Origin of the sequence: Hyalangium ruber, from assembly GCF_034259325.1 — a bacterium.
Lineage (GTDB): Bacteria > Myxococcota > Myxococcia > Myxococcales > Myxococcaceae > Hyalangium_A > Hyalangium_A rubrum.
Genome location: NZ_JAXIVS010000012.1, coordinates 205,858 through 222,833, shown reverse-complemented (window position 1 = coordinate 222,833; position 16,976 = coordinate 205,858). Strand labels below are relative to the sequence as shown.

At 69.1% G+C, this 16,976-nt stretch carries 15 protein-coding genes; 7 read left to right on the top strand and 8 right to left on the bottom strand.

The window, feature by feature from the left end:
- Position 1 precedes the first annotated feature (1 nt).
- Entirely contained in the window at positions 2 to 2,167 is a 2,166-nt protein-coding gene (locus SYV04_RS30800) for a sensor histidine kinase (protein ID WP_321549535.1), read from the bottom strand.
- Between the two features lie 269 nt (positions 2,168 to 2,436).
- Between SYV04_RS30800 and SYV04_RS30795 the strand changes: the two genes are divergently transcribed.
- Together SYV04_RS30795 and SYV04_RS30790 are read left to right on the top strand one after the other, a co-directional pair.
- Positions 2,437 to 5,046: a U32 family peptidase gene (locus SYV04_RS30795; RefSeq protein ID WP_321549534.1), complete on the top strand. Its 2,610-nt coding sequence runs from the start codon at positions 2,437 to 2,439 to the stop codon at positions 5,044 to 5,046.
- 38 nt (positions 5,047 to 5,084) lie between these two features.
- A complete protein-coding gene (locus SYV04_RS30790; RefSeq protein ID WP_321549533.1) occupies positions 5,085 to 6,143 on the top strand; it encodes a prephenate dehydrogenase/arogenate dehydrogenase family protein in 1,059 nt (352 codons plus the stop codon).
- A 41-nt stretch (positions 6,144 to 6,184) separates the two neighbouring features.
- Here SYV04_RS30790 and SYV04_RS30785 read toward each other — a convergent pair whose 3' ends face one another.
- A complete protein-coding gene (locus SYV04_RS30785; RefSeq protein ID WP_321549532.1) occupies positions 6,185 to 6,649 on the bottom strand; it encodes a nuclear transport factor 2 family protein in 465 nt (154 codons plus the stop codon).
- Positions 6,650 to 6,856: 207 nt separating this feature from the next.
- On the opposite strand from SYV04_RS30785, the gene SYV04_RS30780 reads away from it, so the two are divergent.
- Positions 6,857 to 8,086, top strand: a complete 1,230-nt coding sequence (locus tag SYV04_RS30780) for a cytochrome P450 (RefSeq protein ID WP_321549531.1) — start codon at positions 6,857 to 6,859, stop codon at positions 8,084 to 8,086.
- 9 nt (positions 8,087 to 8,095) lie between these two features.
- On the opposite strand, the gene SYV04_RS30775 is transcribed toward SYV04_RS30780, so the two are convergent.
- Positions 8,096 to 8,935, bottom strand: coding sequence for a PfkB family carbohydrate kinase (locus SYV04_RS30775; RefSeq protein WP_321549530.1), 840 nt, complete (start codon positions 8,933 to 8,935; stop codon positions 8,096 to 8,098).
- Between the two features lie 164 nt (positions 8,936 to 9,099).
- Here SYV04_RS30775 and SYV04_RS30770 point away from each other — a divergent pair, with 164 nt between their 5' ends.
- The 3 genes from SYV04_RS30770 to SYV04_RS30760 are packed head-to-tail and all read left to right on the top strand — an operon-like array spanning position 9,100 to position 11,915.
- Entirely contained in the window at positions 9,100 to 10,101 is a 1,002-nt protein-coding gene (locus SYV04_RS30770) for a sugar ABC transporter substrate-binding protein (protein WP_321549529.1), read from the top strand.
- A gap of 6 nt (positions 10,102 to 10,107) precedes the next feature.
- A complete protein-coding gene (locus SYV04_RS30765) occupies positions 10,108 to 11,091 on the top strand; it encodes an ABC transporter permease (RefSeq protein WP_321549528.1) in 984 nt (327 codons plus the stop codon).
- Positions 11,088 to 11,915 carry an ATP-binding cassette domain-containing protein gene (locus SYV04_RS30760; RefSeq protein ID WP_321549527.1) on the top strand — a complete coding sequence of 276 codons (828 nt, stop codon included), beginning with the start codon at positions 11,088 to 11,090 and terminating at the stop codon, positions 11,913 to 11,915. Before SYV04_RS30765 ends, SYV04_RS30760 begins: the two co-directional genes overlap by 4 nt.
- 3 nt (positions 11,916 to 11,918) lie before the next feature.
- On the opposite strand, the gene nth is transcribed toward SYV04_RS30760, so the two are convergent.
- A complete protein-coding gene (nth, locus tag SYV04_RS30755) occupies positions 11,919 to 12,551 on the bottom strand; it encodes an endonuclease III (protein ID WP_321549526.1) in 633 nt (210 codons plus the stop codon).
- A 140-nt stretch (positions 12,552 to 12,691) separates the two neighbouring features.
- Here nth and ypfJ point away from each other — a divergent pair, with 140 nt between their 5' ends.
- The gene (gene ypfJ / locus SYV04_RS30750) at positions 12,692 to 13,570 is read left to right on the top strand and encodes a KPN_02809 family neutral zinc metallopeptidase (RefSeq protein ID WP_321549525.1); all 879 of its coding nucleotides are present in this window, start codon (positions 12,692 to 12,694) and stop codon (positions 13,568 to 13,570) included.
- Positions 13,571 to 13,577: 7 nt separating this feature from the next.
- On the opposite strand, the gene SYV04_RS30745 is transcribed toward ypfJ, so the two are convergent.
- The 4 genes from SYV04_RS30745 to SYV04_RS30730 form a co-directional block, all read right to left on the bottom strand.
- Positions 13,578 to 14,015, bottom strand: coding sequence for a 2,4'-dihydroxyacetophenone dioxygenase family protein (locus SYV04_RS30745; RefSeq protein ID WP_321549524.1), 438 nt, complete (start codon positions 14,013 to 14,015; stop codon positions 13,578 to 13,580).
- A gap of 150 nt (positions 14,016 to 14,165) precedes the next feature.
- Positions 14,166 to 15,956 carry a DUF885 domain-containing protein gene (locus SYV04_RS30740; protein ID WP_321549523.1) on the bottom strand — a complete coding sequence of 597 codons (1,791 nt, stop codon included), beginning with the start codon at positions 15,954 to 15,956 and terminating at the stop codon, positions 14,166 to 14,168.
- Positions 15,957 to 16,018: 62 nt separating this feature from the next.
- Positions 16,019 to 16,333 (bottom strand): hypothetical protein, encoded by a 315-nt coding sequence (locus tag SYV04_RS30735; RefSeq protein ID WP_321549522.1) that lies wholly within the window; start codon positions 16,331 to 16,333, stop codon positions 16,019 to 16,021.
- Positions 16,334 to 16,409: 76 nt separating this feature from the next.
- Positions 16,410 to 16,928, bottom strand: coding sequence for a hypothetical protein (locus SYV04_RS30730; RefSeq protein ID WP_321549521.1), 519 nt, complete (start codon positions 16,926 to 16,928; stop codon positions 16,410 to 16,412).
- Between the last annotated feature and the right edge of the window lie 48 nt (positions 16,929 to 16,976).

The following is a 16,976-nucleotide window of genomic DNA, read 5'->3' as shown; positions in this document are numbered from 1 at the left end:
CTCACGCGGCCGGCAGGACGAGGACGAAGCGGGTGCCCACGCCGGGCTGACTCTCCGCGTGCAGGCTGCCGCCCAGGCTCGTCACGATGGCGTGGCTCACCGACAACCCCATGCCCACGCTGTTGGGACGGGTGGTGAAGAAGGGCTCGAAGAGGCGCGACAGCACCTCGGGCGTCATCCCCGCTCCGGTATCCCGCACTTCGACGATCGCCTCCCCGTCCGGGCTGGTGCGGGTGGTCACCCGCAGCACGTTGCGAACCGCATCGTGCTCGGACATGGCCTGCACGGCGTTGAGCATCAGGTTGAGGAACACCTGCGCGAGCCCCGCCTCGTCCGCCTCCACCGGCGGCACGGGCTGGAAGTCCTTCTCCAGCCGGGCGCGGTGGCGCAGCTCGTTGCGCACCAGCTTCAGCGTGTCCTCCAGCACGGGCTGCAACTCTACCCGCGCTCGGTGCCGTGGGGGCTCTCGCGCCAGCAGTCGCAGGTCCTGGACGATCTCCTTCAGCCGCTCCGCGCCCTCCTGGGCCTCGCCCAGCGCGTCGATGACCTCCTCGATGTCCTGGGGGTTCACGCGCTCCTTGGCGCCCGTCAGGGCCGCCTTCAGCCGGTGGATCTCCTCGCGGGCGAAGGAGAGGTTGGACATGACGAAGGCCAACGGGTTGTTCATCTCGTGGCCCACGCGCGCCGACAGCTTGCCCAGCGCCGACATGCGATCGGCGTGCAGCAGGCTCGCCTCCAGCTGCTTGCGCGACGTCACATCCTTGGCGAAGACGCGGATGACGCCGATGTCCTGCAGGTGCGAGACGACCAGCTCCCAGCAGCGGCCGGCCACCTGCACCTGCGGAGAGCCCTCTCCCTGCGCGCCGTGCCAGGCCCAGTCGAGCGCCGCCTCCACCAGCGGGTGGCTCACCCCGCGCCACAGCAGATCCGGGAACGCGGCGTGCGCGGCGGGGTTGGCGTAGCGCGGGGCGCCCTCGGGCTCCAACTCCAGCATCGGCTCGGGGTGGAGCTGGGGGAAGGAGGCCAGCCGGTACAGCTCGGTCTCCAGCGCCTGCTGTCCGGTGACGTCGCGCACCAGCAGGGCCATGTTCGGCGCGGGGGAACCCGAGTCCAGCATGCGCGGGGTGACTTCGGCGGCGTACACGCGCATCTCTCCGGACACTTCCATGCGGAGCTCCATGCGCCCGCCGATGAAGCCGCCCCGCGCCGCGCGCACGAGCGCCTCCAGGGGCACGCCCGCCTCCGGAGGCAGCAGCTCCGGGAGCTTGGACCCCTCACCCTCTTGGACGCTCCGCCCGAACGCCATGCCGGTGGAGGACCACAGGCGCTGGCAGCGATCCTCGGTGTCCATGTCCGCCACGAGGTACTCGGTGCGCCGGGCGGGGCGCAGCCGGGGCATCTGGACGTGGATGGAGGTCGCCGGGACGAATCCCTCGATGGAGAAGAGCCCCAGCAGGGGTTCGATCCCGCCCTCATCGCTGCTCATGGCGGTGATCGCCGAGGCCAGGGTCGAGGCCTCCCACTCCGACAGGTGGGAGGTCAGGATGAGCCCGTCGGCGAGGCACGGCTCGGTGAAGGCGAAGGGGTACAGCAGGCGCGCGTCGGGGCCCAGCCGCTCGGTCAGGCCGGCGTAGACGGTGTGCGTGTCCGGGTGGGTGGTGAAGATCGTCGCGACGTCCGCCTCCCGGCGCAGCACCGCCTGCATCGCCGCGCGGTAGCTGCCATGGAAGTGCTCTTCGGAGAACAGCTCCGAGGGCTTCAGTCCCCGCGACTCCAGGTAGCGCTTGGGCAGCAGGTGCCCACCGGTGGACAGCGGATCCACCCAGGCGGCGCGCAAGCCCCGCAGGCCCTCGAGCGTGAGCGGGGTGTCCGCCCGGCAGACGAAGGCGGCGGAGTAGTACCAGCGTCCGGAGCGCACCGCGCGCAGGACCGCGCGGGCTTGGGGGGCGAAGTGATCGCACTGCTCCGCCGTGGCCCAGGCCATGTCGACCCGGCCCTCGGCCAGCTCCTGGGCCACCTGCTCATAGGTTCGGGAGATCTCCACCAGCACGGGCCGGCCGACCCGCTGGGATAACACCTTGCCGAAGAACTCCGCCCGGACGTGTGCCCGCATCTCCCCATGCAGGGGGTAGAGCAGGAACCGGATGGGAGGACTGGCAAATGTCAAAACGCGGGTCTCCTTCACGCCCTTTTGCCGACTGAGCCCCCGAGATGAAAGCATGCCGGACAATCCAGGGGGTCCGCACGGGCTTCTTGGCTGGCTCGGCTGGCGGCTTTCACGGGGAGCGCCGAAAGCACTTGCTCTCCGCGATGCTGGATTCTATGGCGCGGACCGGCTGGGAGTCGAAGATGCCCGGTGAGCAGGGGGGCGAGAGCGCGGGGTGCTCGGAGCCTCCCGAGCGGGGTTCGCTTCCGCAGCGTGTTAAAGGAGGAGCCATGCCTGCCCGCCGCCCTGAAATTCTTGCTCCCGCGGGAGATATCGAGTCCCTCCAGGCCGCGCTCGCCAGTGGGGCGGACGCCGTCTACTTCGGGCTGGACGAGGGCTTCAACGCCCGGGCCCGCGCCGAGAACTTCTCCCTGGAGCGCCTGCCGGAGACGGTGGCCCTCATCCACCGCGCGGGGGCTCGTGCCTACCTCACCCTGAACACGCTGGTCTTCGAGCCCGAGCTGCCCATCGTCGAGCACCTCGTGCGGGGAGCGGCCTCGGCGGGTATCGACGCCCTCATCATCCAGGATCCCGCCGTGGCGCTGCTGGCCCGGGCGCTCTGCCCGCAGCTGGAGCTGCACGCCTCCACGCAGATGACGATCTCCAGCGCCGAGGGCGTGCGCTTCGCCCAGGGGCTGGGCATCTGCCGGGTGGTGGTGCCGCGTGAGCTCTCCGTGGCGGAGATCCGCCGGCTGGCCGGGCAGACGGATGTCGAGCTGGAGGTCTTCATCCATGGCGCGCTGTGCATGTCCTGGAGCGGGCAGTGCCTGACGAGCGAGGCGTGGGGTGGGCGCTCCGCCAACCGGGGCCAGTGCGCCCAGTCCTGCCGCCTGCCGTACGATCTCGTGGTGGATGGGGAGACGCGGGAGCTGGGCGAGGTGAAGTACCTGCTCAGCCCGAAGGATCTCGCGGGCGTGCGCGCGGTGCCCGAGCTGGTGGAGATCGGCGTCCACGGGCTGAAGATCGAAGGTCGGCTCAAGGGCCCGGCGTACGTCTCCTCCACCGTGCAGGGCTATCAGCGCTGGGTGGAGAGCATCCTCGCGGGGGCGCCGGACGAGGCGCGGCTGAAGCGGGACCTGGCGGACATGTCGCTGGCGTACAGCCGTGGCTTCTCCAATGGGTTCCTGGCGGGCTCGGACCACCAGACGCTCGTCGAGGGCCGCTTCCCCAAGCACCGAGGGCTGTACCTGGGCCGCGTCCGGTCCATCTCCGGCAAGGAGGTGTGGATCGTCCCCGATGAGCGTCCGTGGACGGGCGCCCTGGGGCTGGGCGAGGAGCGCCCGGAGGCTCCTGCTGGCAAGGTGGCCTCGCCCCTGGAAGGAGAGCCCGCGCCCGAGGCGATCGATCCCCGTCCAGGAATGGGCGTGGTCTTCGACGCGGGCCATCCGGAGGACAAGAACGAGCCGGGCGGCCCCATCTTCCGCGTGGAGCGTCAGGGCGATGGGTGGGTGCTGGGCTTTGGTCACCCGGGTCCGGATCTGGGGCGCGTGGCGGCCGGGCAGCGCGTGTGGCTCAACAGCGATCCGTCCATGGTGCGTCGCGTCGAGGGGCTGCTGGCGCAGGGCGAGCCGGAGGGCCGCATCCCTCTCGAGCTGAAGGTCTCGGGCTCGGAGGGCGCAGTGCTGCGTGTGCAGGCCAGCGCCTGGGGGCATGAGTCCTCGGCCTCCAGCCAGGGGACGCTGACCCCTGCGCGTGCGGGAGGCCTGGATGAGGCGCTGCTGCGAGACAAGCTCGGGGCGTTTGGAGGCACGACCTTCCGCCTCGCGGGTTTGGATATGTCGGGCCTGACGCCGGGCTTGCACCTGCCGGTCTCCGAGCTCAAGGCGCTGCGGCGCCAGTTGGTGACGGAGCTCACCACGGCGGTGGAGCGCGGCTACCGCCGGACGGTCATCGAGACGCCGGTGCTCGAGTCGACGCGCGTCTCGCTCTCTGAGCGGGTGCCCGCGGCTCCAGCAGAGGAGAGCGCGCGGCTGATTCCCCTGTGCCGCAACGACGCGCAGCTCGAGGCGGTCATCGCCGCCGGTCTGCCCGAGGTAGAGCTGGACTGGATGGAGCTGGTGGGGTTGCAGCGGGCGGTGGAGCGAGCGAAGGCGGCGGGGCTGCGGGTGACGATCGCGACGGTGCGGGTGCAGAAGCCGGGCGAGGAGGGCTACGACCAGCGCATCGACCGGCTGCGCCCGGATGCGGTGCTGGTGCGCCACTGGGGCGCGATGATGCACTTCCTGGAGCGTCCGGCGGGCCAGCCTCGCCCGGTGCTGCACGGGGACTTCTCGCTCAACGTCACCAACTCGCTGACGGCCGCGTACCTGTTGGGGCTGGGGTTGGACACGCTCACGTGCTCGCACGATCTGGACGCGACGCAGGTGTCCGCGCTGCTGGCGAACGCACCGGCGCACCGCTTCACGGTGGCGCTGCACCACCACATCGCCACGTTCCACACCGAGCACTGCGTGTACTCGCACACGTTGTCCAACGGGCGTGACTTCCGCACCTGCGGACGGCCGTGTGAGAAGCACCAGATCTCGCTGCGGGACAGGTTGGGGTTGGACCACCCGGTGATCGTGGACGTGGGCTGCCGCAACACGGTGTTCAACGCCCAGGCCCAGAGTGCGGCTTCGCTGGTGCCCCGGCTGCTGGAGAGCGGGGTACGGCGCTTCCGGGTGGAGTTCGTGCGGGAGTCCCAGGAGGAGGCGGCGCGGGTGCTGGCGGCCTACCAGGAGCTGCTCGCGGGCCGGCTCACCCCGGCCGAGGCCACCCGGCGCGCGGCGGTCCACGAGCAGTTCGGCGTGACCCGCGGCACCATGAAGGTGCTCAGCCCGCCGGCCCCGTCAGCGCGCTGAGCACCCGGACGGCGAATTGATCGAGTACGAGGTGCCACATGACGCAGGTTGCGCTGGTGGGGTACGGGCGGTTCGGTCGCGCGCTGGGCACGCTCCTGGTGGAGTCCGGCATGAGCTACCGGGCCCTGGATCCGTTCTCCGAGGTTCCAGAGCCCTACCGTGTCACCTCGCTTCCAGAGTTGGTCGCGGGGGCGGAGCTCGTGGTGGTAGCTGTTCCCGTGCCGCGACTGCACTCCGTTCTCGAAGCGCTGCGTCCGCACCTGCGACCTGAGCAGCTCGTGATGGATGTGGGCAGTGTGAAGGTGAAGCCGGTGGAGGCGCTCGCCGAGGTGCTCGGCACCAAGGTCCCCTGGGTGGGCACCCATCCACTCTTCGGCCCGCTCAGCCTGGCGATGGCCGAGCGGCCTCTTCGGGTGGTCATCTGCCCCAACCCCCAGCACCCAGAGGCCGCCGGGCGAGCGCGCCGCTTCTACGAGCGGCTGGGCTGCGAGATCGTCGAGCAGACGCCCGAGAACCACGACCGGGTGATGGCGCACACTCACGCCCTCACGTTCTTCGTGGCCAAGGGGATGATCGACGCGGGGACGGGCATCAATGTCCCGTTCGCTCCCGCGAGCTTCAAGGCGCTGGCCCGTACCATCGAGGTGGTTCGCTCGGACGCCGGGCACCTCTTCGCCGCCATCCAGCGAGAGAACCCCTTCGCCTCGGAGGCCCGGAGCCACCTGCTCAAGGCCCTCGAGGAGATCCACGGGGAGCTGGAGCGCCTGCCCCCCGAGTCGAGCGCTCAGGAAGCAGGGCACATGGCGATTCCAGCCCCCCAGGCGGGCTCGCCGGAGCTGACCGAGGCCCGGGCGCACATCGACCAGCTTGATCGAGAGCTGATGGAGTTGCTGGCCCGCAGGACCGAGCTGGCACAGCGGGCGGCCCGAGCCAAGGCACGAGAAGGGCGCCCGGTGCTCGACCCGGCGCGAGAAGAATCGCTCCTCGCGGAGAGGCGCGCCTGGGCCGCGGAGCTGGGGCTAGAGGCCGAGGCGGTGGAGGAGCTCTTCCGTTCCATTCTGCGCTTCTCCCGCCGCTCCCAGGCCAAGGGGAACTGACCGCCTGTCACGGGGCGCTCGACGCGGAGAGCGGCTCGGCCTCAAGCCAGGGTCGGACCCCATGGCAGCGCGAAGTCGCCCGTGGAGCCGGTGGACTCCGACGCGGTGCCTGCCCGCAGCGCCCGGGAGTGTTGGTAGCTGTCCACGGCGTGACGGAAGCGGACCACCTGGCCCGTCTCATCGAAGCGCCAGATGTGGACCTCTTCCTTCTCGGCGATGCGCTGACCCGTCGCCTTGACCTCCAGATCGATGTCCACCAGGACGACCACCAGCCTTGGCGCCTCGAGGAAGGTCTTCGGCTCGAAGGTGTGGAACTCGAGCGCCTGCAGGCTCTGGAGGAACTCCAGCGCACCGGAGCGGCCGTGCCTCGCCTGCAGCCAGGGCACATCGTTCGGAGCGACCCCGTACTCCCACTCCACGTCCTCGGACAGGTGCTCGAGGATCGAGCGGACGTCGCCTCGGCTGAAGGCGGCATAGATCGACTGGACTGTTTCAAGGTTGCTCATGTTTGTGTCCCCCATGACTTCTCTATTCATGAGAACCTACGCGCCGCATTGGCCGGTTGGATGGGTGGCCCTCGGGTGCGGCCGAGCGGGCAGGGGCGGGCTTGCCGTCTTCTTCGTGACCCAGTCACTTCCCACCCTGTCCGGCAGGGCTATGGGTTCCGGAGGCAACCTCGGCCGAAAATTCACCGCTGACAGGGGGGAGTCCACATGACGGTTGCCGCAGAGAAAATCGCGCTCGACGTCGTCAGTCCCGAGAACCTGCTCGACCCGAACCCTCTCTACAAGCACCTGCTCGAGTCGGAGCCCGTGTACTGGTCGGACACGCTGCAAGCGTGGTTCGTCACCCGCCACGAGGATGTGGCGGCCTGCTTCCGGGATCCGCGCCTGAGCGCCGAGCGGACCCAGCTCGTCGTCGAGCAGCAACTGCGCGGAGTAGGGACCGACAAGGTCCGGGACTACCTGCACTACGCCAGTCAGCAGATGTTGATGAAGGACGGGGCCGAGCACTCCCGCCTGCGCCGTCAGACCAACCCGGGCTTCACCACGCAGGCGCTCGATGGCTGGCGACCGATGATCCACCGGGTCGTCGACACGTTGCTGGATCGCGTCCAGGACATGGGGCGGATGGATCTGGTGTTGGACTTCTCGGAGCCGCTGCCCTCACTCATCATCATGGAGTTCTTCGACATCCCCGTGGCCCACCGCGAGGACTTCCAGATCTGGGCCAACTGCATCGCCCGGTTCTTCGGCTCGCCCGTGGAGGGGATGGAAGAGGCGGCCCTGCGCGCCAATGACGCGATGAGGAACCTGGCCCGGTACCTGGGAGCGCTCGCCCAGGAGCGCCGCAAGTCCCCGGGCCGGGACATCCTCAGCATGATGATCCAGGCCCAGGCAGAGGGCCGCATGGACGAGGACCAGCTCGTCGCCAACGCGATCCTCATCCTGACCGCTGGCCACGTCACCACGATCGATCAGCTCAGCAATGGCGTGCATGCCCTGCTCACGCACCCCGAGCAGCTCCAGAAGCTGCGAGAGAACCCCACGCTCCTCATGTCCGCGGTGGAGGAGGTGCTGCGCTACGCCCCCGCCGTGCCCTTCATGCACCGCATCGCCATCGAGGATCTGGAGCTGCGCGGGAGGAGCATCCGCCGTGGGCAGATCGTCTTCCTCGGCATCGCCGCCGCGAACCGCGATCCGTCCGTCTTCCCGGAGCCGGACCGCTTCGACATCACCCGCGCGAACAACAAGCACCTGAGCTTCGCGTTCGGGCCGCACCTGTGCCTGGGCGCAGGCCTGGCGCGCCGCGAGCTGGATCTCTCCTTCGGAGCGCTCTTGCGGCGCATGCCGGGGCTGCGCCTGGACGAAGAGCGGCCTCCCCGTATCAAGTGCAACAGCCTGGTCTTCCGCGGCTTCGACGCGTTGCCCGTGCGCTGGTGAGCGGGTGGCTCACGGGCGCGGAGGCAGGTGCATGGCATCCGCCGCCGAGAGGTTCCCCATCTCAGGGCCCTCGACGACGCGCGCGGCGATCGCGGCGGCGGCCCGTGCCGCGTCCGGAGCCGAGGCGCCCCGCGCGAGCGCGAGCGTCAAGCCAATCCCGAACACGTCCCCAGCGCCTGTCGGATCCACCTCGTTGGCGGGCGCGGCGGGGATCTCCCACTGCTGGCTGCCCGCGCGCACGGTGGAGCCGCGCCGGCCCCGCGTGAGGGCCACGACCGGGCCCCGGCGGGCGAACTGCTCGGCGAGGAACTCGGCCTCGGGATGGTCCTCTTCGGAGAAGACGGCCGCGCCCAACCCTCGGGGAGGCTCGGAGGCCTCGGAGTGGATGCTCGGCTCCACGAGCCCATCCGGGGCGGTCTTCCGGAGCCAGCCCTGGAGCCCCACACAGATCAGCTTCGAGCGCAGCCCCTCGACGAGCGCCCGATCGCACTCGCCCGCCACGGGCGCCACATAAGCCACGGGGATGTCGCGCCATTCGGGCGGGATGTCCTCGATGCGGATGGGGCGCGCCACCTCGCGCAGATAGAGGCGGCGGCGCGGGCCGCTGTAGTCGAGCTCGAAGGTGGTCACCGTCGGGCTCGGCACGACATGGATCGACAGCCCGGGCAGCGACCGCAGCGGGGCCATCAGCGCGTAGTCCGAAGGGGCCGACGTGACGAGCGCCGTCTCGATGCCGAGCGTGGCCGCGACCCGTGAGGAGAACGAGGCGGCGCCACCCAGGCGGGTTTCTCCCCGGATGTAATCGCGGGTGACGTGGCCAACGACGAGCAACTCGGGGCGTGCGGTCATGGCCCCCTAGGTACGCCAAAAGGCGCTCGGGCGTCGAGCGGTAGGGCGCTCGGAGGGCGGGCAACCCGGACTGAGAGTGGAGCCCTCGACGAAATTCGGGGTTCCACGAATCGGCCAGGGCCGGGCTAGATTCCGCCCGCTTTCAAACAAGAAGAGGGGAAGACATGCGTATGCAGAGGGTCCGGGCACTGATCGGAGGGGTCGCCATCCTCCTCGCGGCGGCGTGTACCAAGGGCAGCGAGCCGGCCAAGCCCGCATCGGCGCCCGCGCCCTCAGCCGAGAGCGCGCCTCGCAAGGACATCAAGATCGCCGTCGTCACGCATGGGCAGGCCTCCGATACGTTCTGGTCCGTGGTGAAGAACGGTGTCGACAACGGCGCCAAGGACCTCGGGGTCACCGTCACCTACAACGCGCCGCAGACCTTCGACATGGTGGCCATGAGCCGCCTGATCGACGCCGAGGTGGCGAAGAAGCCGGACGGACTGGTGGTCTCCATCCCGGACCCCAACGCCCTCTCGCGCTCGATCAAGGCCGCGGTGGAGGCGGGCATCCCCGTCATCTCGATCAACTCCGGCAGCGACGTGTACAAGCAGCTCGGCGTGCTGCTGCACGTCGGCCAGACGGAGTATGAGGCCGGAGTCGGCGGCGGCGAGAAGATGGCGGCCTCGGGCGTGAAGAACGCCCTGTGCGTCAACCACGAGGTGGGCAACGCCTCGCTCGATCTGCGCTGCAAGGGCTTCCTGGACGCGATCACCAAGGCGGGAGGCACGGGCAAGGTGCTCGCGGTGAACGCGGCGGACCCGACCGACTCGCAGCAGAAGGTCACCGCCGCGCTGGGCGAGGGCGCCGACGGCATCCTCACCCTGGGCCCCCTGGGTTCGCGCGCCGCGCTGGCCGCGCTCAAGCAGGGCGGCAACCTGGGCAAGGTGAAGCTGGGCACGTTCGACCTGACGCCCGACGTGCTCACGGGCATCCGGGACGGCGAGCTGGAGTTCGCCATCGATCAGCAGCAGTACCTGCAGGGCTACCTGCCGATCGTGATCCTGTCCCAGTACAAGCAGTACGGGGTGATGCCGGCGGGAGGGATCCTGCCGACGGGCCCCGGCTTCGTGACCAAGGACACCGCGGCTCGGGTCATCGAGCTCAGCAAGCAAGGCATCCGGTAGCAGTCAATGCGCAGAATCTTCAACCGCCCTGAACTCGGCGCGGCGTGTGGCGTGGTAGCCGTCTGGGTCTTCTTCGCCCTCTACGCGGGGGGATCCGGCTTCCTGTCCTGGGCCGGGTCCGCGACGTACCTCGAGATCGCCTCCGAGCTGGGGATCCTGGCCGCCGCCGTCTCGCTGCTCATGATCGCTGGGGAGTTCGACCTCTCGGTCGGCTCGATGATCGCCGCCAGCGGCATGACGATCTCGCTGCTCTGCGAGCGGCTCGGCTGGTCGATCTGGGGCGGTATCGCGGTGGCCATGGTCCTGTCGCTGGCGGTGGGCTTCGCCAACGGCGTGGTCGTCGTCCGGACGCGGCTGCCGTCCTTCATTGTCACGCTCGGCTCGCTCTTCATTCTCAGCGGGGCGACCATCGGCGTGACGCGGCTCGTGACCGGTCGCACCCAGGTGGGAGGGCTGCACGAGGCGCTCCACTACGCCTCGGCCGAGACGATCTTCGCCAGCCGGGTGGGTGGCTTCTCCGTCTCCGTGATCTGGTGGGTGGCCATCACCGTGCTGGCCACCTGGGTGCTGTTGCGCTCGCGCTTCGGCAACTGGATCTTCGGGGCGGGTGGTGCTCCGGACGCCGCGCGCAACCTCGGCGTCCCGGTGCAACGGGTGAAGATCGCGCTGTTCATGACGACGGCGTTCTGCGCGTGCCTCATCGCGACGTTCCAGGCCGTGAAGTTCACCGGCTCGGACGTGCTGCGCGGCACGGGCAAGGAGCTGGAGGCGATCCTCGCCGCCGTCCTCGGAGGCACGCTGCTCACGGGCGGCCATGGCTCGGTGGTGGGCGCCGCGTTCGGAGCGCTCATCTTCGGCATGGTGCAGCAGGGCATCGTGTTCGCGGGCGTCGACTCCGACTGGTACCGGGTCTTCCTGGGGGCGATGTTGATCGTCGCGGTGCTGGTGAACACCTACGTCCGCGGCAGGATGGTGGAGGCACGGCGATGAGCATCCCCGAGGTGCAGCGCGCGCCGCTGCTCGAGGTGGAGGGGCTGGCGAAGTCCTTCGGCAGGGTGTCGGCCATCGAGGACGTCTCGATGCGCGTGTACGCCGGCGAGGTCATGTGCGTGCTCGGCGACAACGGCGCCGGCAAGTCGACCCTCATCAAGACCCTGTCCGGGGTACACCTGCCGGATCGGGGCCGCATGCTCGTGTCGGGAGAAGAGGTGCGCCTTGCCTCCCCTCGCCATGCGCGCGAGCGCGGCATCGCCACCGTGTACCAGGACCTGGCGATGGTGCCGATGCTCTCCATCGTGCGGAACTTCTTCCTGGGCGCCGAGCCGCTCAAGGGCATCTGGCCCTTCCGGCGCTTCGATCTGCGCGCGGCGGACGCGATCGTTCGCGCCGAGCTCGACAAGATGGGCATCCACGTGCGGGACTCGTCGGAGCCCGTGGGGACTTTGTCGGGCGGGGAGCGCCAGTCCATCGCCATCGCCCGCGCCGTCTACTTCGGCGCCAAGGTGCTCATCCTCGATGAGCCGACCTCGGCGCTCGGCGTGAAGCAGGCCGGCATCGTTCTGCGCTACATCGCCCAGGCCCGCTCGCGCGGCTGTGGGGTCATTCTGGTCACCCACAACCCGCACCACGCATGGCTCATCGGCGATCGCTTCACGATCCTCAACCGGGGCCGGAGCCAAGGCACCTTCTCCAAGGATCAGATCTCCCGCGAGGAGCTCATCCAGCGCATGGCGGGTGGTCGCGAGCTGGAGGAACTCACGCACGAGCTGGGCGAGCTCTCGCGCGGCAGCCGGCTGGAGGTCGTGGGGAAGTAGGGCTCAGAGCCCGATCTTCGGGCAGACATCGTTCATGGGGCAGGCCTCGCAACGGGGCTTGCGAGCCATGCAGGTGTAGCGGCCGTGGAGCACGGTCGCGGGGCCGAAGAAGGTCCACTGGTCCTGGGGGACGAGCCGCATGAGGTCCTTCTCGATCTCCTCGGGCTTCTCCTTCTTCGTGATGCCCAGGCGCTGGCTGACGCGCGCCACGTGGGTGTCGACGATGATGCCCGAGGGGAGGTTGAAGGCCGTGTTGAGCACGACGTTGGCCGTCTTGCGGGCCACGCCGGGCAGCGTCACGAGCTGCTCCATGTCCTGGGGCACCTCGCCGCCAAAGCGGGAGACCAGCTCGCGGCTCATGTTCTGCACCGACTTCGCCTTCTGCTTGTAGAAGCCGGTGGGCTTGAGGTCCTCCTCGAGCTCGGGGGTGTTCGCCTCGGCGAAGGCCCGAGGGCCCGGGTACTTCTGGAAGAGCGTGGCGGTGACGCGGTTGACGCGCTCGTCCGTACACTGCGCGGCCAGGATGGTGGCGACGAGCAGCTCGAAGGGCGTCGTCCAGTTGAGCTCGTAGCGCGCATCCGGGTGGGCCTGACGCAGCCGCTGGAGCAGGGAAGAGACGAGGGTTTGGGAGGCCATGGAGAAGGTTCCGGAAGGCTAGACCATCGGCGCAGAGGAATCGATCACGCCAGGCGCTTGCCTCCCTGGCTGCTCTTCCTCCACGGGGGAGGGCGGGCTGCCTACTTTGGACGGAAGGATTCTTCGGGAGGGGGCGCGAGATGCGATGGCAGGGGGGACGGCGCAGCACGAACATCGAGGATCGGCGTGGCATGCGCGCGGGGCGTCCACTGGCGGTGGGCGGAGGCGCCGCGGGTCTGGTGACGCTCGTGCTGGTGCTCCTGTTTGGCGGGAGCCCCTCGGACTACGCGCCGGGTGACGCCGCGGGCCCATCGGGCGACGTCGGCATCGGAGGCTCGGGAGCGCCGGTGGATCCCGCGCAGGAGGAGTTCAAGCAGTTCGTCTCCGTCGTCCTCGCGGACACCGAGGACACGTGGCCGGGCCTGCTGGAGCCGCAGGGGGTGCGCTACATCGAGCCGCGCATGGTCCTTTTCTCGGACGCGGTGGAGTCGGCCTGCGGCTTCCAGGAGAGCGCGGTGGGGCCCTTCTATTGCCCGCTGGATCAGCGCGTGTACCTGGACCTGACCTTCTTCAACGAGCTGGACCGCCGCTTCGGTGCTCCGGGCGACTTCGCCCAGGCCTATGTGGTGGCGCACGAAGTGGGGCACCACGTGCAGAACCTGCTCGGCATCTCCGAGCGCGTCCACTCGCTGCGCGGCCGCATGTCCCAGACGGAGGCCAACGCCTTGTCCGTGCTGCAGGAGCTCCAGGCGGACTGCTTCGCCGGCATCTGGGCCCACCACGCCCAGCGTCAGCGCCAGGTGCTCGAACAGGGAGACGTCGAGGAGGGGCTGGCCGCGGCCTCGGCCATTGGTGACGACACTCTTCAGCGGCGCGCGCGAGGCCGCGTCGCCCCCGAGTCCTTTACCCACGGCTCATCCGCCCAGCGCGTCGCCTGGTTCCGCCGAGGGCTGGAGCAGGGCACCCTCGAGGCGTGCGACACCTTCAACGCGCAGGCGAGCGGTCAGAAGCGGAGGTGAGGCCGCCTCAGGCGACCTTCTTGGCGCTGAGCTGGGGGTTCTGCGCCTGCTCTTGCAGCAGGTAGTCCCCGCCCAGCACCTGGAGGATGTTGCCCTTCTCGTCGAGGAAGGCGATGGGGCCGTATGAGGTGAAGGTCATCAGCGAGTCCTCCAGGGCGATGGTGGCCTCGTGCGTGGTGCCCAGCGGCTCGTAGCCGTAATCACCGGTGCGCTCGAGCACGCCCTTGCCTACATCCACCAGCCCCTCGAGCATGAAGTACTCGGCGGGGCCCAGGTGCTTGTGGGGGGCGAAGACGGCGCCCTTCTCCATCTTCAGCAGCATGGTCCACATGCCGGTCTCCGCGCTCACGCGGAGGATCTTGACCGAGGTGCCCGGACCCAGCGGCTTCCAGTCCATCTCCGGGGTGCGGACGACCATTCTCTCCATCGCGCTCTTCTCCGACATGTGAAACCTCCAGGGGCGAGGGCCGCGATGCAGCTGGCAAGCCCGAAGCTGGGACACGGCCAGCCGGGAAGATCTTCCCAGAAAGCGGGCCCGGGTGGGCGAGGGGAGGGTTTCCCCTCGGTGTCCGTTCGGACAGTTGCCACCCCTGGTTCATTCCTTCTGGCGGGCCACCCACGCCTTCACGCGCGCCTCCAGCACGGACAGGGGCAGCGCGCCGGAGCCGAGCACCACATCGTGGAAGGCGCGCACGTCGAAGCGCGAGCCCAGCGCCTGGGAGGCCTGGGTGCGCAGCTCGTGGATCTTCAGCTCACCCACCTTGTATGAGAGCGCCTGACCCGGATTGACGATGTAGCGGTCCACCTCGACGATGATGTCGTGCTCGGGCTCGCCGGAGTTCTCGCGGAAGTAGGTGATGGCCTGGTCACGCGTCCAACCCTTGGAGTGCAGGCCGGTGTCCACCACGAGGCGCACGGCGCGCAGCATCTCGGAGGCGAGCCGGCCGAACTTCGAGTACGGGTCCTTGTAGACGCCCAGCTCGTAGCCCAGGGACTCGGCGTACAGACCCCAGCCCTCGATATAGGCGCCGTAGTAGCCGTGGCGGCGGAAGGCGGGCACGTCACCGCCCTGCTCCTGGGCGATGGCGAGCTGGAAGTGGTGGCCTGGCACGGCCTCGTGCAGCACCAGCGCGTCCGCGGACCAGCGGGGCCGTGAGGGCAGGTCATAGGTGTTGACGAAGAAGAACCCGGCGCGGCCCGCCTCGATCGAGCCCGGCATGTAGTAGCCGGCGGGCACCGTCTTCTCCGAGAACTCGGGCACGGGGAGGATGCCGTACGTCAGCCGGGGCAGCGTGCCGAAGAGCTTGGGCAGCTCCGGGTCCAGGCGCTTGGCCAGGTCGCGGTACGTCATCAGCAGCTCCTCGCGCGACTTGAAGGCGTAGCGCGGGTCCTTGAGCAGGTGCTGCGCGAACTGGGCGCGCGTGCCCTGGAAGCCCGCCTCGACCTTCACCTGCTCCATCTCGGCGAGGATGCGCTTCACCTCCGCCAGGCCAATCTGGTGGATGGCGTCGGGCGAGAGGTCCGTGGTGGTCATCCCCTTCACCCGGTACGCGTACCAGGCCTCGCCGTCGGGCAGTGCGGACATGGCGATCGGCTCACGGGCGTGCGGCAGGTACTCGGACTCGAAGAAGGTCAGCAGCTTGCGGGTGGCGGGCACCACCGCCTCGCGGATCGCCGCGGCCACCGCCCCGCGCAGCCGCGCCTCTTCCGGCTTGAGCGAGAGCGGGAAGCCCTCGAAGGCCGCGCGGTAGATGGGGCTCTGCTCGGGCGAGTCGACGATCTGGTTGCGGATGAGGCCCGCCACGTCCCGCAGCGTCACCTTCGGCGGGGTGACGCCGGCCTCCAGGCCCTTGCGCATCAGCACCATGGACTCGTCCAGCACGCGGGGGACCTCGCGCAGGCGCTTGACGAAGTCCTCGTAGTCCTTCGCGTTGCGCTTGGGCACGCTCTGGGCGAGCTCCGCCATCATGTCGTGGATGCCGCCCAGCTGGCTGATCTGCTGGTACTCCTCCGGGAAGCGCTGGCCCTCGATGCCGCGCTCCACGTTCAGGCGGAAGAGATCATAGTTGAGCTGCTGGGGCTCGGAGAGGCGCGAGCGGTCGATCCCCTTCACGCGCTCGAGCAGCTCGCGAGCCTCCTGCTTGCGGCGTGCGATGGCCTCGAGCGACATGTCGCTCAGCCGATCGTTGTAGCGCGGGTCGCCGATGAAGGTGGCGAAGACGGGAAACTCGCGCAGGTCGCGCTCCCAGTCCTCTTTCAGGAGGGTGGTGAAGCGCGCGTCCTCGGCGGTGGCCGAGGACAGAGAAGGATCCGACGAAGTCGAAGGCGTGGTGGCGCAAGCCGTAGCGGTCAACCACACCAGGGCCAACAGGGAGCGAGCGTTCATGCGCGGGAGTGTGTCACACGTATCGCGTGGATACGTGTGACTTGCGCATGAGGGCGCGCCCGCTAGTTGCCCATCTCGCGGTTGATGCGGTCCCCTTCGCGAACCTGCTTCTGGGCCGCCTCGCGCTCCTGTTCCACCTGGCGCTGCGTCCGGCAGATCTTCTTGGGGATGCGGGTGCCGGTGATGGCCTTGTCCTCGCAGACGAGCGTCTTGTCGGGGTCCGCCTTGTTGGAGGCAACGGCGCCCTTGTTGGCCGCGAGGTTCGAGCTGGCCGTGCTCGTGGACTGGGGCGTGCTCGTGCTCGTGCTCTGAGGCTGCGGCGAAGTCGTGGCGCACCCAAGCATCCATGCACCCAGCACAACCCATCCAAGTTTCATCGTCTTCACCACTCCTCCTCCTGTTGTTGGTAACGCAATTGTACAGCAGGAGGGCGCGCGTGGCCTCACTTGGGAGTCAGCGGCCGCGCCTCCGAGGGACCTGCACCAGGCTGAGTTGCTGGTTGAGCCGGGTTATCTCTTTTTGCGCGCGCTCGAGTTCAGTCCGCGTCGACCGGGAGAAGAAAGCGGCCACCCTGTCCCGCAGGGAACTGCTGTCGCGAGAGGGGAGATTGCTCAGGCGCTGCACCTTGGCCCGCGATTTTTCCAACTCTCGGGTCGTGGCCTCCAGGCGCTTCTTCAACTGCTTTGCCTCATCGCTCGCCTGGCTGGCCTCCTGACGTACATGACTCAGCTCGGCCTTGAGCGCGGCGAGTCGCTCGCTGGCCGCAGCCTCGCGGCCCTTTCGGAGCGCCGCGTTCTCCTTCTCCAGCGCCTGGGCCCGTGCTCGCAGCGCCTGGAGTTCCTTTTCCAGCTCCCGCTGCGCCGTCTCGTACCCCGTGCTCTCACGCGCGGTCAGCTCGGCCTTGAGGCGTTTGACCTCCGCCTGCGTCGACTCGAGCAAGTCCCTCAGCTCTCGATCTGCGTTCTTCGCCACGAGGCCTACCCTGCCTGGAGAATCGGTGGCGGTCTAGCGGCCTCGGGG

What these genes read in the sequence shown, in the direction of transcription:
- SYV04_RS30795 (WP_321549534.1), top strand. Translation starts at nt 2,437, where the DNA reads ATGCCTGCCCGCCGCCCTGAAATTCTTGCTCCCGCGGGAGATATCGAG.
- SYV04_RS30790 (WP_321549533.1), top strand. Translation starts at nt 5,085, where the DNA reads ATGACGCAGGTTGCGCTGGTGGGGTACGGGCGGTTCGGTCGCGCGCTG.
- SYV04_RS30785 (WP_321549532.1), bottom strand. Translation starts at nt 6,649, where the DNA reads ATGAGCAACCTTGAAACAGTCCAGTCGATCTATGCCGCCTTCAGCCGA.
- SYV04_RS30780 (WP_321549531.1), top strand. Translation starts at nt 6,857, where the DNA reads ATGACGGTTGCCGCAGAGAAAATCGCGCTCGACGTCGTCAGTCCCGAG.
- SYV04_RS30775 (WP_321549530.1), bottom strand. Translation starts at nt 8,935, where the DNA reads ATGACCGCACGCCCCGAGTTGCTCGTCGTTGGCCACGTCACCCGCGAT.
- SYV04_RS30770 (WP_321549529.1), top strand. Translation starts at nt 9,100, where the DNA reads ATGCGTATGCAGAGGGTCCGGGCACTGATCGGAGGGGTCGCCATCCTC.
- SYV04_RS30765 (WP_321549528.1), top strand. Translation starts at nt 10,108, where the DNA reads ATGCGCAGAATCTTCAACCGCCCTGAACTCGGCGCGGCGTGTGGCGTG.
- SYV04_RS30760 (WP_321549527.1), top strand. Translation starts at nt 11,088, where the DNA reads ATGAGCATCCCCGAGGTGCAGCGCGCGCCGCTGCTCGAGGTGGAGGGG.
- nth (WP_321549526.1), bottom strand. Translation starts at nt 12,551, where the DNA reads ATGGCCTCCCAAACCCTCGTCTCTTCCCTGCTCCAGCGGCTGCGTCAG.
- ypfJ (WP_321549525.1), top strand. Translation starts at nt 12,692, where the DNA reads ATGCGATGGCAGGGGGGACGGCGCAGCACGAACATCGAGGATCGGCGT.
- SYV04_RS30745 (WP_321549524.1), bottom strand. Translation starts at nt 14,015, where the DNA reads ATGTCGGAGAAGAGCGCGATGGAGAGAATGGTCGTCCGCACCCCGGAG.
- SYV04_RS30740 (WP_321549523.1), bottom strand. Translation starts at nt 15,956, where the DNA reads ATGAACGCTCGCTCCCTGTTGGCCCTGGTGTGGTTGACCGCTACGGCT.
- SYV04_RS30735 (WP_321549522.1), bottom strand. Translation starts at nt 16,333, where the DNA reads ATGAAACTTGGATGGGTTGTGCTGGGTGCATGGATGCTTGGGTGCGCC.